Origin of the sequence: Tissierella pigra, from assembly GCF_009695605.1 — a bacterium.
Classification (GTDB): domain Bacteria; phylum Bacillota; class Clostridia; order Tissierellales; family Tissierellaceae; genus Tissierella; species Tissierella pigra.
On sequence record NZ_VUNQ01000003.1, the window covers coordinates 20,920 to 37,139 of the forward strand.

Sequence of the window (16,220 nt, forward strand, 5' to 3'; positions counted from 1 at the left end):
TTTTATTCCACTATTTTTAGTAATTTAAAATATCCATATTGATTTTCTTTAATATTCTGTAAAACTTCTTCTCTAGATAATCCTTCTTGTACTACATCTTCTCTTAATACTTGTATATGATTATTAACTCCATAAGCAGGCTCTACACCTTCTGTATTTACTTCGTTTAATTTCTCAACATAACTTAAAACTTCAGAAAACTTGTGAGTAAATCCATCAATTTCTTCTTCTGAGAATTTTAATTTAGCTAAATTAGCCATATGTTCTACCTGTTCCCTAGTAATCATTCTAATTCCTCCTCATTAGACTTTCCTTACTATTTTACCACTTATTATATAAAAAAATCAAATGATAGCTAAATATATCATTTGATTTTATATATGTATTTTTTTATTCATCTATATTAAAGCTAAGGCAAGTATTTACTACTTTACCAAATTTATAATCTTCCTTGACCTTTACATTTTTATAGGCTTTAATTACCTCTATAACACTGTCCATAGTTTCATCTATGATTTTATCCTTATGATATACCAAACTAAAACTTCTATTCCATACATGCTCTATATGTTTAAATACTCGAATCTGATTTTGTTTTATTTCATTTTCTATTAGTCTTATGGATATAGCACCTAGACATCCATTTTTTAAGATTGCATTTTTCATAGCTTCCGGACAATTTGTTTCCCACTTTATCTTTACATCAAATCCATTTTCATACATATAATCCTCAAAAAGTTTTCTTGTCCCACTACCTTTTTCCCTCATTACAAAATCTAAATCTAGTAATTCAGGTAGTTCAACTACTTCTCTACTGCTAAATTTATGATTTAGACCACATGCTAAAACTAAATAATCATCTATTTCCGGAAGTGAAACTAAATTAGGATTATTAATTTCTCCCTCTACAATAGCAATATCTATTTCTGAGTTTAATAGTTTTTCTTCTATTGCCTTTGTATTATTCACATATACATAAGTTTCTATATTTGAATTTTTTTCTTTAATACTATTTACAATATCTGATATAAGGCAACTTCCTACAGTTATGGTAGCTCCTACTTTTATTTTATATATATCATTTATTGTAGACATCTTTGCTTCTAAATCATCAAACTGTTTAACTGCTGCTTTTGCATAACTAAGTAGCAGTTTTCCTTCATGGGTTATATGCAGTTTCTTACATAGGCGTTCAAATAAAAGAACATTATAGTATTCTTCAAGTTCTCTAATGGTTTGACTTACTGTGGGTTGAGAAATAAAAAGTTTCGATGCCGCAGTACTCATTTTCCCACTATCTGCAACTTCTATAAATACTTTCAAATGTCTTATATCCATTTTGATTCTCCTTTTTCCATTGAAACTTCTTTGAAATTTCATATTAATAGGATTTACCTATATGTATGATAAGATTTTATCACTTTATTTATATAAGTGCAAGTGATACATTAGTAGTGTAATTTGATGTTAAAAATAATACAAAGGGGTGAAGTTATGAAAGTTCTTATTATTGGTGGAGTAGCTGCTGGTACTAAGGTGGCTGCTAAACTAAAAAGAGAAAATCGTAGTCACGAAGTTACAATATTAACTGAAAGCAAAGATATTTCTTATGCTGGATGTGGATTACCATATTATGTTGGTGATGTAATCCCTAGTAGAGATGAATTAATAGTTAATACCCCAAAAAGTTTCACCGAATTAACTGGTGCTAAGGTTTTAACAGAAATTCAAGTGACTAAAGTTAATCCAAAGGAAAACACTGTGGAAGCATTGGATCTAAAAACTAATGAAACTTCTACATATAATTATGACAAATTAGTTATTGCAACTGGAGCTAACCCAATTAAACCGCCTTTAGAAGGTGTAGATTTAGATGGAGTCTATTTCATGAGAACTCCAGATGATGCGATTTCCTTAAGAGATGCCCTTGATTCTAAAGAAATCAAACGTGTTGTTGTAGTTGGTGGTGGATTCATAGGCTTAGAGGTAGCCGAAAATTTATCACTTAAAGGAATAAATACTACTGTAATAGATATGGCTGACATGGTTCCTCCAGGATTTGAACCTGAATTTATTGAATACATTGCTGACCACTTGGCAGAACATGGAATCATGGTATTTACAGGTACTAGATTAGAAAGTATTATTGGTGAAGGCAAAGTAGAAAAGGTTAAAACTGATAAGAGAACTATGAAGGCAGATGCAGTTGTTTTATCTATTGGAATTAGAGCTAATACAGCTTTCTTAAGCGATAGTGGTATTGAATTAATGCCAAATAGAACAATAAAAGTAAATGAATATTTCCAAACTAATTTTGAGAATATTTATGCCCTTGGTGATTGTGCCAGTGTAATAAATAGGGTAACAAAAGAACCTGCTTGGTCTCCAATGGGATCTACTGCCAATATAGCTGGCCGCATTGCAGCTAAAAATATTAATGGAGAATCCATTAGCTATAGTGGAGTTTTAGGAACTGGAGTGGCTAAGTTACCAGACCTTAATATAGGTAGAACTGGTTTAACAGAATCTGCAGCTAAGGCAGCAGGCTATGATGTAGAAAGTGTTGTAACTGTAGTAGATGATAAAGCTCATTATTATCCAGATTCATCTGTATTTATTGTAAAAATGTTAGCAGATAGAAATACTAAGAAGCTGCTGGGATTACAGGTTTTAGGTAAAGGTGCTGTAGATAAAATGATAGATATTGCTGTAACTGCAATGACTTTAAATGCTACATTAGAAGATATTGAACATATGGACTTAGCATATGCTCCTCCATTCTCTACTGCTATACATCCTTTTGCCCATACTGTAAATGTTTTACTTAATAAAATTAGTGGCAACTTTAACACTATTACTCCTTTAGAATTCGCAACTAATAGGCCTGAAGGATATAAAATAATTGATGCCTCTATTCAACCATCTTTTAAAGGTTATCCTTATATTGATTTAAATAAAGTAGATAAGGAATTACTAGAATATGATAAAGATGACAAATTATTATTAGTATGTTCTAAAGGTAAAAGAGCATATATGCTTCAAAATAAATTAAAACATCTTGGATATAACAATACCTTAGTTTTAGAAGGTGGGTCCATAGTAAATAAATTATAATTAAATAAAATAAGGGGGTCAAAAAATGGCAAGTTTAACAATTAGTCCAGAAGATCAAAAGAAGGTAAAAGCATTAGGTTTTTTAGTCAATAAGGGAACTGACAACTTTTCAGCTAGAATCATTACTGTAAATGGTAAAATTACAGCTGCTCAAAACAAATGTCTTTCTGAAGCAGCAGAGCTTTATGGAAATGGTATTGTAACATTTACATCAAGACTTACAGTTGAATGTCAAGGTATTCCATATGACAAAATTGAGGATTTCAGAAATTATATTGCAAAAGAAGGTCTTGTAACAGGTGGTACTGGCTCAAAAGTTCGTCCAGTAGTCTCATGTAAAGGTACTACTTGTCAATATGGTTTAATTGATACTTTTGATTTATCTGAAAAAATCCACGAAAAATTTTTCAATGGATATTCAAGCGTTAAATTACCACATAAATTTAAAATTGGCGTAGGAGGATGTCCAAACAACTGTATGAAGCCTAGTTTAAATGACTTAGGAATTGTTGGACAAATGATACCTAATTATGACAGTGAATTATGTAATGGATGTAGAGTTTGTGGTGTTGAAAACGTATGTCCAATGGATTCTGCTAAAGTTGAAGATGATCTTTTACACATAAATGAAGAAACTTGTAATAACTGTGGTCGTTGTATAGGAAAATGTCACTTTGATGCTATTCCTGATGGGCAAGTTGGATATAAAATATATATAGGTGGTAGATGGGGTAAACTTGTTAACCATGGTATTCCACTAGATAAAATATTTACAACTGAAGAGGAAGTTATGGATATAATCGAAAAAACCATACTTTTATTTAGAGAACAAGGTGAAACTGGGGAACGTCTATCTCAAACCATAGAAAGAATTGGTTTTGAAAATGTTCAACAGCAATTATTATCAAATGACCTTCTGGACAGAAAAGATGAGATTTTAGATTCTGAACTTCACTTAGTTGGCGGAGCTACTTGCTAATTAACTGAAAATATCCAAAGGAAAATTTAAATTAGATTTTCCTTTGGATAATAATTTTATTTTTATTCTTATTTGTCTATTTTTTAACACTACTTAAAAGGAGATGTAAATATGAATAGTAAAAAAACTTCTGCTATAATTTTATGTATTTTGATTGCTATTGTAGCAACTTATTTAGGAGGATTACAAAACTTAGTCGGAGCTCCTATGATTGGATTATTTATTGGTATGCTTATTTTAAACATTATACCTTCCATAGATAAAGATTTTAAATCTGGAACAACCTTTGCCGGTAAGAAGTTTTTAACTTGGGGAATTATTTTAGCAGGTGCTACTCTTAATTTTAAAGAAGTATTAGGATATGGTGCTAAGGCCTTACCTTTATTACTTTTTAATATTTGTCTATCTTTTTCCGTAGCTTATTTTGTAGGTAAAAAGTTAGATGTATCTACTAATACTTGTACCTTAGTCGGTGGTGGCAGCTGTATCTGTGGTGGCACTGCTATTGCAACTCTTGCTTCAATTATTAAGGCTAAGGAAACTGAAATAGCTTATGCAATGACTGCAATATTTTTATTCGATATTTTAGCTGCTTTAGTTTATCCTTACTTAGCTGGTGCCATAGGATTAACTGCAAATCAATTTGGCTTCTTAGCAGGAGCCGCAATTAATGACACATCTAGTGTTGCTGCAGCTGAAGCAACTTATAATGTTTTAAATAATCTTGATTCAAGTTTAGCTATTACTATAAAACTTGCAAGAACTAGTTTGTTAATTCTTGTTTCAATAGTTGCTACAATTTTAACTGTAAGAAACGAATCTAAGGCAAATAAGGATAGTGGAGAACAAATATCTATAGGTCAAACTGTTATGAAAGTTTTTCCATGGTTTATAGTTATTTTTTTAGGTATGGCTGTTTTAAATACTTTGGGATTATTTGATCTTGTTCCAGGCTCTGCTAAGTTCTTTAAAAAAGGTTATAAGTTTTTAATTACTGCCGCTTTAGCCGGTGTTGGATTTAAAATTCATTTTAAAGACCTTTTTACAAAAGGGACTAAGCCTATTATACTAGGGGGATGTACATGGGCGGCTGTAGCCATATCTACATTATTGTTTATTACAATATTTGCTAACTATATAGGATAATTATAAAAACTCTGGGACATAGAGCCCAGAGTTTTTATTTTATTTTTTCTAATGATTCAAGGTTTGCCTTAATTGTATAATCTAAATCTTCATCATTAAATGCTGTAGATAAAAACATACATTCAAACTGAGCTGGTGGAAGCATTATCCCCCTATTTAGCATCTCTCTAAAGTATTTAGCATACATATTTGTGTCGCATCTTTGTACATCATCATAGTTTTTAAATGGTCCTTCTCCAAAGAATAATGTAAGCATATTTTTAAATCTAACTATAGTGGCTTTTACACCAGTCTTTTCTATATTTTCAGCTATTCCTTTTTCCAGCTTAATAGCCATTTTCTCCATTTTTTCATATATATCTTTATTATCCTGAAGATACTTAATATTTTTATATCCCATGTGCATTGCAAGAGGATTTCCTGAAAGTGTTCCTGCCTGATACACTCCTCCTAATGGAGATACTATTTCCATTATTTCTCTTTTTCCACCATAGGCTCCCACTGGAAATCCTCCGCCTATTATTTTACCAAAACAAACTATATCTGGATCTATGCCATATACTTCACTAGCTCCACCATAGGCTATTCTAAATCCTGTTATTACTTCATCAAATATAAGTAAAGAACTATATTCTTTTGTTATTTTTCTTAATCCATTTAAGAATTCCTTTTCAGCAGCAACTAATCCCATATTACCTGCCACAGGCTCTACTATTATGGCAGCTATATCTTCTCCTTGTTCTTCAAAGGTTTTTCTTATATCTTCTAAATCATTATATCTACATACTATAGTATTTTTTACAATTTCTTCAGGTACCCCTAAACTTGTAGGTACTCCATAGGTTATAGTTCCTGAACCTGACTTTACAAGTAGAGAATCACTATGTCCGTGATAACAGCCTTCAAACTTTATTATTTTATTTTTTCCTGTAAAACCTCTGGCAACTCTTATGGCACTCATAGTAGCCTCTGTACCTGAATTAACCATTCTCACCATATCTATTGCTGGATATGATTCTACAATTAGTTTTGCCATATCTACTTCAACTTTAGTAGGAAGTCCAAAACTTAATCCATCCTTGATTATATCCTCTATTCCCTCTATTAACTGTGGATTTGAGTGTCCCAAAATTGCTGGTCCCCAAGATCCAATATAATCTATATAAGTATTTCCATCTTCATCTTCTATTCTATTTCCATACCCCTTATTTATAAATACAGGTCCAGCATCTACTGACTTAAAAGCTCTAACAGGACTATTTACTCCACCCGGAATGTACTTTAATCCTTCTTCATATATATCCTTTGATTTTTCAAATTTCAACTTGTATACTCCTTTCAAGATTATTTTAGGTACTTTGCCACATCCTTAGCAAAATATGAAATAATAATATCTGCACCTGCTCTTTTAATTGAAGTTAAGGTTTCTATTAAAACTTCTTCTCCTACAATATTATTATCTACTGCATTTTTTAACATAGAATATTCTCCACTTACATTATAAGCTACAATAGGAATATTAAAATTATCTTTAACTCTTCTTATTATATCAAGATAGGAAAGAGCAGGTTTTACCATTACCATATCTGCACCTTCTTCTATATCGTACATTACTTCTCTTAGTGCTTCATCAGAATTAGCTGGATCCATTTGATATGACTTTCTATCTCCAAAGCTTGGAGCAGAGTCTGCAGCTTCTCTAAATGGTCCATAGTAGGATGAAGCATATTTGGCACTATAAGCCAATATTGGAATAGATGAATATCCATTTTCATCTAATGTCTTTCTTATATATTCTATTCTTCCATCCATCATATCTGAAGGTGCTACCATATCTGCTCCTGCCACTACATGACTTAAGGCTATTTGACCTAAGTATGGAAGTGTCTTATCATTATCTACACATCCACAGTCTTCTAATATACCACAATGCCCATGGGATGTATATTCACACATACATATGTCTGTTACTATGTAGATTTCTGGATAATTTTTCTTTATTTCTCTTATGGCTTTCTGAACAATTCCATTATTACTATAAGCCTCTGAACCAACTTCATCCTTATTATTTGGTATTCCAAATAATAGTATAGATTTTATTCCTAGGTCTATAATTTCCTTTACTTCATCTAACACCATGTCTACTGAAAAATGATATACTCCCTTCATAGAAGAAATTTCTTTCTTCACATTTTCCCCTTCTACTATAAATAAAGGATATATAAAATCATCTATGGATAATTTTGTTTCTCTTACCATACTTCTAATGGTTGGATTTTTTCTTAATCTTCTAGTTCTATTCACTTTATCACTTCTCCTTAATTAAGAGTTCTAATATACCATCTATAGTATATTCTTTAGCTTGTTTATATACAGAATAACCTGCTTCTTCAATGGTTTTAGTGGTTATTGGCCCTATGGATATTATCTTACCCTTTTCCAAAGCAGGACCAACATCTTCTTTAAGTATTTCACTAAAGTTAGTAAAGGTAGATGATGATGTAAATAATAAATAGTAAGAGTCTAGGTCATTTAATATATCCATTATTTTCTCTTTATTTTCTTCATCTTTTACAGTATGGTATATTTTCAAATCATTTATTGTGGCTATTTGAGAAAGTTCATCTATTAATTCATTTCTACCTATTTTGGCTCTAGGAATCAGCACATTATCTTCCTTAGATAAAACTTTACTTAATTCATCAATTAAACCTTCTGCTACAAATTCATTTGGAACTATCTCTGGATTTATTCCATATTTGCCCATGGCTGCAGCTGTTTTTGAACCTACGGCTGCTATTTTTATATTAGCTAAAGTTCTTATATCCATTCCTAACTGGAAAAACCTTTGAAAGAATATGTTAACTCCATTAACACTTGTAAATATTAAGTAAGAATAATTTGTTATGTTTATTATGGATTTATCTAATTCTTCATTTGGGCTTATTTTCTCTACTTTTATAGTTGGAAAAGAAATTACATTTCCACCTAGTTCTTCTATCTTATTTATGGTTTCACTGGCATGAGATTTTTCCCTAGTAATTACTATGTTTTTTCCCAATAAAGGCTTGTTTTCAAAGAAATTCAACTTTTCTCTTAATCCTACTACATCGCCTACTACAATTAGACTTGGTGGCTTAATGTTTTCTTCTATAGCTTTATCATATATATTAGATAATCTTCCTATAACAGTTTTTTGATTTGAAGTAGTCCCCCAGTTTATAATTGCAGTTGGTGTGTCTTTAGACTTTCCATTTTTCATTAAGTTTTCAGATATATTCTTTAAATTTGAAACCCCCATTAAAAATACTAGAGTTCCTTTTAAAGCCGACAAGGATTTCCAGTCAAGTTCCTCTTCTTCATCCTTTAAATGCCCTGTAATTACATGAAAAGATGTAGCTATGTCCCTATGGGTAATAGGTATACCTGCATAACAAAGTCCACCTATGGCAGAAGTAACACCAGGTACTACCTCAAACTCTATTCCTCTATCATAAAGGTATATGCCTTCTTCTCCCCCTCTTCCAAATACATAGGGGTCGCCACCTTTAAGTCTTACCACTAGATTTCCATCTTTTGCCTCTTGATAGATTATTTCATTTATTTCATCTTGAGTCTTTATATGATTCTTTGAAGCTTTTCCCACATATATAAGTTTAGCGTCTCTTTTAATATGATCTAAAAGCTTTGGACTAGCTAATCTGTCATAAACTACTACATCTGCTTTTTCTAAGTAAGATAACCCTTTTAGTGTGATTAAATCTGGATCTCCTGGCCCTGCTCCTATTAGGTAAACTTTACCCTTCAATTATATTCACCTCTTTTAATATTTCCTTAGCTAAAGATTCCCCTAAAGCTTCTCCTTGGTCTATATCCCCTTCTATGTATCTTCTTACTAACTTTTCTCCATTTACTGTACCTAATAAACCTTCTAAACGAATTTTTCCCTCTTTAACTTCACAATATGCTCCTACTGGCACATTACAACTTCCTCCTACTGCTTTAAGAAAAACTCTTTCAACTTTACTTTGTATTCCCGTTTCTTCATGGGCTATACTTTTTAGAATTTCTTCTAATTCATGATTATCTTCCCTAATTTCAATGGCTAGAATTCCTTGAGTAGGAGATGGTAAAACTATATCTTTATCTAAGTAAACCATATTTTCACCTAGTTCTAGACCTAGTCTATGAATTCCTGCTGCTGCTAATATTACTCCATCTAAGTTTTCTGTATATATTTTACTTATTCTAGTTTCTATATTTCCCCTTATTCCTACTACTTCTAAATCTTCTCTATGTTTTAAGATTTGGTATTTTCTTCTTTTACTTCCTGTTCCTATTTTTCCATTCTGTGGTATATCATCTATGCTTTTAAGTCCTTGTCTCAGAACTAATACATCTCTATAATCCTCTCTTATTGGAGAAAAGGATAACTTTAGTCCCTTTGGAAGTTCTCCTGGCATATCTTTCATACTATGAATTGCCATATGAATTGTATTATCTAATAATTCTTTTTCTATTTCCTTTATAAATATTTCCTTTCCACCTAATTTATCTATGGGTATATCCTTCAGTATATCACCCTTTGTTTTTATTACTTTAACTTCAAATTCTATTTCTGGATGAACTTTTTTTATACTATCTATAACCATATTTGTCTGTGTTAGGGCAAGGTTACTTCCTCTACTTCCTACTATTATTTTCATATTATCAGTGCTCCTTATGGTTCTATTTTTCTAATTCCTTTAAAAACTCTTTTAAATCAACAATATCTAATTCTAAAGCCTTGTCCATAATTTCTTTTGTTTTATGTGAATAATTATCTAAAGTTATCCTACGTATTTCTTCTAAGATAATCATATACTCCTTGTCAAATTTCTTATATTTTTTTTCCATATCTATTCTGATTTTTTTACTCAAGTAAGGAAAGCTGCCTAAGGTGGAAATAGAAATCGTTAAATTATCATTATTTATAATAGATGGTGTAATAAAGTCGGAATCATCTTTGCTATCTACTATATTAACTAATATATTTAAACTATTACAATCCCTTGCTATTTCCTCATTTATATTTCTAGAAGATGTGGCACCTATTACTAAATGGCTATCTTTAATATATTTTTTATTATAAATATCATATATAAATTCAATGTTTTCTTTATATTCTTTCTGTAGATCTTTAAATTCATCAATAATCTTAGGACTTACCACTCTTACAGTTCCACCAAATTCTAAAAGTTTTTTTACTTTCCTATGGGCTACTTGTCCACCACCTACTACAACAATTAACTTATTTTCAATTTTTAACATTATTGGATAAAACATAGATCACCTCTATATTTCAAAGATTTTTTTCATTACTTCTATATATTCTTCTGAATCTTCATTGTTTATTTGTTTTAAAGCTTTTATAGGTTCTCTTATGATCTTTTTTAAAGCAGACATAACCATTTTATCTACTATTTTTTGATCTCTCTTATTTAAATCTACCTTCCGATTAATATAGTTCATAGTTTCTTCCTTTATGGAGTTACATCTATTATTTAAAGATTCTATAATGGGGTCTACATTTATGGTATTTATCCACTCCATATACTTATCCACATCAGAATTAATAATTTCTATAGCCTGTTCTGAAAGTCTTTTTCTTCTTAATAAGTTCATTTCTGATACTCTTTGTAAATCATCATTGTGATATAATATTATATTTTCATCTTCTCCAACTGCGGAGTCTACATCTCTGGGAAGGGCTAAATCTAATATATATATTTTTTTATTTCTCTTTTTCATATGTTCTTTCATTATAATAGTATGAGGTGCAGAAGTTGCTGTAATTAAAATATCTACATCTTCTATTACTTCATATCTCTCTTCATATTTTATTGCTATTAAATTATTAAATTCCTTAAATATTTCCTTCATCTTTTCATAGGTTCTATTAGTTAAATAAATCTCTTTCAAATCTTCCTCATATAAGTATCTAATTGCCAATGTACTCATTTTTCCTGTACCTATTACAAGAGCTTTTTTATCTTTTAAAGAACCTATTTCTTTTTTCAAAAGATTTATACCTATATAGCTAGTTGATAAGGGTATTTCAGATATCTTTAAAAGATTCCTTATTTTCTTCCCTTCACATATTGCATCCATAAATAATCTGTTTAAGACCTTTTTACTAAATCCCAGTTCCATGGAAAAATTCATAGCATCTCTTATTTGCCCTAATATCTGATCTTCACCTAGTATCATAGAATCTAGTCCTGCTGATACCATATATAAATGAATAACTGCTTCCTTTCCATTTTTGACAAATATATAGTCTTCAGCCTTAGGAGAATTGAAAAATTCCTTATAAAACTCTATTACTTCTTTAACGGAGTTTTCTATATCTTCACTGGCTATATATATTTCACTTCTATTACAAGTAGAAATAATTATTAATTCTTTACTAGATTTATCTAGTATTAAATCTGCTCCTTCGATTTTCATAGACTCAGTAAAAGAAAATACTTCCCTAACTTGTATTGGAGAATTATTATGATTTATTCCTATTACTGCAACTTCCATCCTCATCCTCCTACCTTTGAATTTACCTTTATTCTTAATTTTATTCTAATTCTATCATATTGTAAAATCTAATATTTAACAAGACTTTATGTAATGTATATTGTTATATCTATCATTGATATATATAATAATGCACAAGACCTTCATGAGCTGATATGAAGGTCTTGAATTATACATTTTTTATTGGTTTTGAACTATAAACTCTCCATTACTAACTCTAACTATTTGAATTCCTAGTTCCACAGCTTTATCATACTTCGACCCTGGGTCTTCTCCTACAATTACATAGTCAGTTTTTTTACTAACAGAGCCTGTTACTTTACCACCCATTTTCTCTACCATATCCTTTATCTCATTTCTGCTAATTCCTTCTATGGTTCCTGTAATCACTACAGTTTTATCTGTAAATATAGATTTTTCTTTTTCTACTTCTTCAAAATATGGATTTACTCCTTCAGACAATAGTTTATCAAGACTTTCCAGTATCCTATCATCATGAAAAAATTCCAATATACTATTGGCAATGATTTCCCCAACTTCTCCTACTGTTATTAATTCTTCATGGCTTGCATTTTTAAGGTTATTTAAAGATTTAAAATGGTTTGCTAAATCGTTTGCTGTCTTTATTCCAACGTTATTTATTCCTAAAGCATATATAAAAGAACCTAAATCTATATGTTTTGATCTTTCTATTGCCTCTAATAAATTGTTTGTTTTCTTTTCCTTAAATCCTTCTAAATTAATCAAGTCTTCATATTTTACTTCATATATCTCTGGCAAATCCACTATATTTAATTCATCCAATAGCTTTTCTGCCGTTTTTTCACTAAATCCTTCTATATTCATAGCATCTCGACTTGCAAAGTGAACTAATCTAGATACTAATTGAGGCTTACAAGAAAGTGAGTTTGGACAGAATATATGAACTCCATTCTGTATTAACTCAGAGTTACAAGCTGGGCAATGAGTTGGTTTTTCTATTTCAAAGGTCTCTTCATCAGTTTCTAAAGTTCCAAGTATTTCTGGAATAACATCATTGGACCTTCTAATAAGAACCTTTGAATTTACCCTAACCCCCTTTCGCAAAATATCATCATAGTTATTTAATGTAGCTCTTCTAACTGTAACACCACCAATATCCACTGGTTCCAGTAAGGCTGTAGGTGTTACCTTAGATGTTCTTCCCACATTCCATACTACTTTTAGAAGTTTTGTAGTTGTTTCTTCTGCCTCAAATTTATATGCCATTGCCCATCTAGGGAACTTATTGGTAAAACCTAAGACTTCTCTAGTTCTTATATCATCTATTTTTATAACTAATCCATCTGTCAAAAGGTCTAAGTTGTGCCTTTCTTCTTTTATAATTTCTATTTCTTCAATTACTCCATCTATGGAATCAAATTCTTTAGCATATGGAAATACAGGGAACCTATTTTCTTTTAGAAATTCCAATATTTCCATATGCTTTTGAAAAGTCTTTCCTTCTATATATGCAATATTATAAAAATAAGCTGTAAGATTTCTTTCTGCTGTTACCTTTGAATCCAAGTTTCGTAAAGCTCCCGCTGCTGCATTTCTAGCATTCTTTAAAGGCTCAGTTGCCGTTCTATTATATTTCTCCAATGCAGATAATGGCATTAACCCTTCTCCATGTACTTCCATAGTTCCTTTGAAATCTATCTTTATTGGAATAGATTTTATAGTTTTAAGTTGAGGTAAAATAGCCTCTCCAACCACTCCATTACCTCTAGTAGCACCTTGTACAAGAAATCCATCTCTATAGGTAAGATTTATAGTCAGTCCATCAAATTTATATTCAATTATATATTTTGGCTCTGGCAATTTATCTACATTTTCTCTATTATAATCTTCTATTAATTTTCTGACCCTATTATCCCAATTAATTAGTTCTCCTACACTTTGGCTTTTGTCTAAACTCCATAACCTACCTAAGTGAATATGTTTTTCAAATTTATCTACTATATCTCCACCGACTCTTTGAGTTGGAGAATAGGAATGGACTATTCCTGTTATTTTCTCTAAATGGACTAATTCATCATATAATAAATCATATTCCTTATCACTTACTCTAGGTTCATCTAATGTATAATAGTGATAATTCAAATCATCTATTATTTCAATAAGTTCATCTATTCTTTTTTCTTCATTCACAAAATCACCTCATTATTTCTATAGGAGCAATGGAAAGTAGTAATCGTTTTAGTCCTTGACCATCAAAGGATATAACCAGCTCTTTGTCATTATCCCTATCTTTCACTTGAACTATAGTACCTATTCCAAATTTTTTATGCTTTACCTTATCACCTATATTTACATCTTGGCTTACATCTGTCCTTGGTTCAGCTTTAGCTTGTATAGTAAATGGATTACCCATAAAAGTTTCTTTTTTAAATACTTCTTTTTTAGTTGTTGTCAAATCCTTTACAGATACAAGTTGTTCCCTTAGACTTTCTTTTTCTTTTCTCTCTATGGCATCTCCCATTTCAGCAATAAATCTTGAAGGTAAAGTATAATTGACATTACCATAAATTGTCCTTATTTTTGCATTGGTTATATATAAAAGTTTTTCTGCCCTAGTTACAGCAACATAACAGAGTCTTCTTTCTTCCTCTAATTCAGATTCACTTTCTAAGGATCTAGTTATGGGAAATAACCCTTCTTCCATACCAACTAAAAATACAACTGGAAACTCTAACCCTTTAGCACTGTGTACCGTCATCATAGTGACTACATTTGTATTATCGGCAGTCTTATCTACATCTGAAAGCAATGCTACATTTCCTAGAAACTCTTCTAGATTACTTTCTCCCATTCGCATTTCAAAATCAATTGCAACAGAAATAAACTCCTTTATATTGTCGATTCTCGTTTGAGCCTCTATGGTATTTTCCTTTTCTAATTCCTTTATATATCCTGTAGAATCAATAACCTCTTCTATAAATTCTTTTATTCCCATTGTTTCCTTTTTAGCCATAAGCATACTCATCATATCCATGAAAGGTTTTAGGCTGTTTTTTGCCCTATTGTTTAGCTCGTCTATACTATCTAAAGATAATAAAACTCCATAGATTGAATCATTATTTCTAAGGGCAATTTCTTCCAATTTATCTATAGTAGCATTACCTACTCCTCTCTTTGGCACATTGATTATTCTCTTTAGGGAAATATTATCTAATGGGTTTTCCAGTACTTTTAAATATGCTACTATATCTTTTATTTCTTTTCTATCGTAGAATTTAAGTCCTCCTACAATTTTATAAGGAATATTTTTTCTTATGAAGCAATCCTCAAAAGAACGAGACTGAGCATTGGTTCTATAGAGAATTGCAATATCAGATAGATTATGTTCATTCCTTATTAATTCATCTATTTTACCACCTACAAATAAAGCCTCATCTTCTGAGTCAGACATTTCCTCGTAGCATATAGGATCTCCTTCCTGATTATCTGTCCATAGATTCTTATCTTTTCTCTCAGAATTATGGCGAATAACTCTGTTTGCTAAATTAAGTATTTTTTGTGTAGACCTATAGTTTTGTTCCAACATTATAGTAGTAGAGCCTTTAAAATCCTTTTCAAAGTTCAGGATATTACTAATATCAGCTCCCCTCCATCCATAAATTGATTGAGATTCATCACCTACTACACAAATATTCTTATGCTTTTCTGAAAGTAGTTTAATCAGTTCATATTGAATCTTATTTGTATCTTGATACTCATCTACAAAAACATATTTGAATCTTCTTTGATAATAATCTCTGACCTCTAGGTTATTTCTTAATAATTCCACTGTCTTTATTATTAAGTCATCAAAGTCTAGTGCATTATATTGTTTTAGTTTTTCTTGATATAGTGCATATAGCTCTCCAATATTTCTTAGGTAAAAATCTTTATAATTATGATTTATATATTCATTAGGGTCTGTTGCACTATCTTTTAATTTACTAATTTGTGCTAAAACTGATGACTCCTTATAATTGTCTTTATTAAGATTCTTTTCCTTTATACACTCTTTTATAAGTGTTATTTGGTCATCTCTATCATATATAGTAAATGATCTATTGTATCCTATTTTGTCAATATCTCGCCTTAAAATCCTTACACATATGGAGTGAAAAGTTCCCATCCACATATTTTCTACAGAATTAGACAAAAGTCTAGCAACTCTTTCCTTCATTTCGGCAGCAGCTTTATTTGTAAAAGTAATTGCCAGTATATTTCCCGGGAAAATTCCCTTTTCTTCGATTAAATATGCTATTTTGTGAGTAACAACTTTCGTTTTTCCACTGCCAGCACCTGCTAAAATCAGCAGTGGTCCATCTGTATGTAATACAGCTTCTCTTTGTCTATCATTCAATCCATTTAGATAATCCATTAATCCGTTCACGCCTTT

General features: G+C 30.7%; 13 protein-coding genes. 3 read left to right on the forward strand and 10 right to left on the reverse strand.

Going from position 1 to position 16,220, the window contains the following annotated elements; genetic code table 11:
- Window positions 1-2: 2 nt before the first annotated feature.
- Together gatC and FYJ83_RS02220 are read right to left on the reverse strand one after the other, a co-directional pair.
- Window positions 3-287: an Asp-tRNA(Asn)/Glu-tRNA(Gln) amidotransferase subunit GatC gene (gatC, locus tag FYJ83_RS02215; RefSeq protein WP_154438655.1), complete on the reverse strand. Its 285-nt coding sequence runs from the start codon at window positions 285-287 to the stop codon at window positions 3-5.
- A 103-nt stretch (window positions 288-390) separates the two neighbouring features.
- Window positions 391-1,338: a LysR family transcriptional regulator gene (locus tag FYJ83_RS02220; RefSeq protein ID WP_154438674.1), complete on the reverse strand. Its 948-nt coding sequence runs from the start codon at window positions 1,336-1,338 to the stop codon at window positions 391-393.
- Window positions 1,339-1,494: 156 nt separating this feature from the next.
- Between FYJ83_RS02220 and FYJ83_RS02225 the strand changes: the two genes are divergently transcribed.
- From FYJ83_RS02225 to FYJ83_RS02235, 3 genes are all read left to right on the forward strand, one after another.
- Entirely contained in the window at window positions 1,495-3,114 is a 1,620-nt protein-coding gene (locus FYJ83_RS02225) for an FAD-dependent oxidoreductase (protein WP_154438676.1), read from the forward strand.
- A 25-nt stretch (window positions 3,115-3,139) separates the two neighbouring features.
- Window positions 3,140-4,093 (forward strand): (4Fe-4S)-binding protein, encoded by a 954-nt coding sequence (locus tag FYJ83_RS02230; protein WP_154438678.1) that lies wholly within the window; start codon window positions 3,140-3,142, stop codon window positions 4,091-4,093.
- Window positions 4,094-4,204: 111 nt separating this feature from the next.
- Window positions 4,205-5,239, forward strand: a complete 1,035-nt coding sequence (locus tag FYJ83_RS02235; protein WP_154438680.1) for a YeiH family protein — start codon at window positions 4,205-4,207, stop codon at window positions 5,237-5,239.
- A gap of 34 nt (window positions 5,240-5,273) precedes the next feature.
- On the opposite strand, the gene hemL is transcribed toward FYJ83_RS02235, so the two are convergent.
- The 8 genes from hemL to pcrA form a co-directional block, all read right to left on the reverse strand.
- Window positions 5,274-6,563 carry a glutamate-1-semialdehyde 2,1-aminomutase gene (hemL, locus tag FYJ83_RS02240; protein WP_154438682.1) on the reverse strand — a complete coding sequence of 430 codons (1,290 nt, stop codon included), beginning with the start codon at window positions 6,561-6,563 and terminating at the stop codon, window positions 5,274-5,276.
- Between the two features lie 20 nt (window positions 6,564-6,583).
- Window positions 6,584-7,543, reverse strand: a complete 960-nt coding sequence (gene hemB / locus FYJ83_RS02245; RefSeq protein ID WP_216585510.1) for a porphobilinogen synthase — start codon at window positions 7,541-7,543, stop codon at window positions 6,584-6,586.
- A 4-nt stretch (window positions 7,544-7,547) separates the two neighbouring features.
- The gene (gene cobA / locus FYJ83_RS02250; protein WP_154438684.1) at window positions 7,548-9,047 is read right to left on the reverse strand and encodes a uroporphyrinogen-III C-methyltransferase; all 1,500 of its coding nucleotides are present in this window, start codon (window positions 9,045-9,047) and stop codon (window positions 7,548-7,550) included.
- Window positions 9,037-9,945, reverse strand: a complete 909-nt coding sequence (gene hemC / locus FYJ83_RS02255) for a hydroxymethylbilane synthase (RefSeq protein WP_154438686.1) — start codon at window positions 9,943-9,945, stop codon at window positions 9,037-9,039. The genes cobA and hemC overlap by 11 nt, the downstream gene beginning before the upstream one ends.
- Before the next feature lie 22 nt (window positions 9,946-9,967).
- A complete protein-coding gene (locus FYJ83_RS02260) occupies window positions 9,968-10,564 on the reverse strand; it encodes a precorrin-2 dehydrogenase/sirohydrochlorin ferrochelatase family protein (protein ID WP_154438688.1) in 597 nt (198 codons plus the stop codon).
- A gap of 9 nt (window positions 10,565-10,573) precedes the next feature.
- On the reverse strand, window positions 10,574-11,806 hold the full coding sequence (gene hemA, locus FYJ83_RS02265) for a glutamyl-tRNA reductase (protein ID WP_154438690.1): 1,233 nt from the start codon (window positions 11,804-11,806) through the stop codon (window positions 10,574-10,576).
- 180 nt (window positions 11,807-11,986) lie between these two features.
- Window positions 11,987-13,978, reverse strand: coding sequence for an NAD-dependent DNA ligase LigA (gene ligA, locus FYJ83_RS02270; RefSeq protein ID WP_216585511.1), 1,992 nt, complete (start codon window positions 13,976-13,978; stop codon window positions 11,987-11,989).
- 4 nt (window positions 13,979-13,982) lie between these two features.
- Window positions 13,983-16,202 (reverse strand): DNA helicase PcrA, encoded by a 2,220-nt coding sequence (gene pcrA, locus FYJ83_RS02275; protein ID WP_154438692.1) that lies wholly within the window; start codon window positions 16,200-16,202, stop codon window positions 13,983-13,985.
- Window positions 16,203-16,220 lie beyond the last annotated feature (18 nt).

Excerpts from the sequence above, each read along its gene's own strand:
- gatC (WP_154438655.1), bottom strand. The coding sequence starts at position 287 with ATGATTACTAGGGAACAGGTAGAACATATGGCTAATTTAGCTAAATTA.
- FYJ83_RS02220 (WP_154438674.1), bottom strand. The coding sequence starts at position 1,338 with ATGGATATAAGACATTTGAAAGTATTTATAGAAGTTGCAGATAGTGGG.
- FYJ83_RS02225 (WP_154438676.1), top strand. The coding sequence starts at position 1,495 with ATGAAAGTTCTTATTATTGGTGGAGTAGCTGCTGGTACTAAGGTGGCT.
- FYJ83_RS02230 (WP_154438678.1), top strand. The coding sequence starts at position 3,140 with ATGGCAAGTTTAACAATTAGTCCAGAAGATCAAAAGAAGGTAAAAGCA.
- FYJ83_RS02235 (WP_154438680.1), top strand. The coding sequence starts at position 4,205 with ATGAATAGTAAAAAAACTTCTGCTATAATTTTATGTATTTTGATTGCT.
- hemC (WP_154438686.1), bottom strand. The coding sequence starts at position 9,945 with ATGAAAATAATAGTAGGAAGTAGAGGAAGTAACCTTGCCCTAACACAG.
- FYJ83_RS02260 (WP_154438688.1), bottom strand. The coding sequence starts at position 10,564 with ATGTTTTATCCAATAATGTTAAAAATTGAAAATAAGTTAATTGTTGTA.
- hemA (WP_154438690.1), bottom strand. The coding sequence starts at position 11,806 with ATGGAAGTTGCAGTAATAGGAATAAATCATAATAATTCTCCAATACAA.
- pcrA (WP_154438692.1), bottom strand. The coding sequence starts at position 16,202 with ATGGATTATCTAAATGGATTGAATGATAGACAAAGAGAAGCTGTATTA.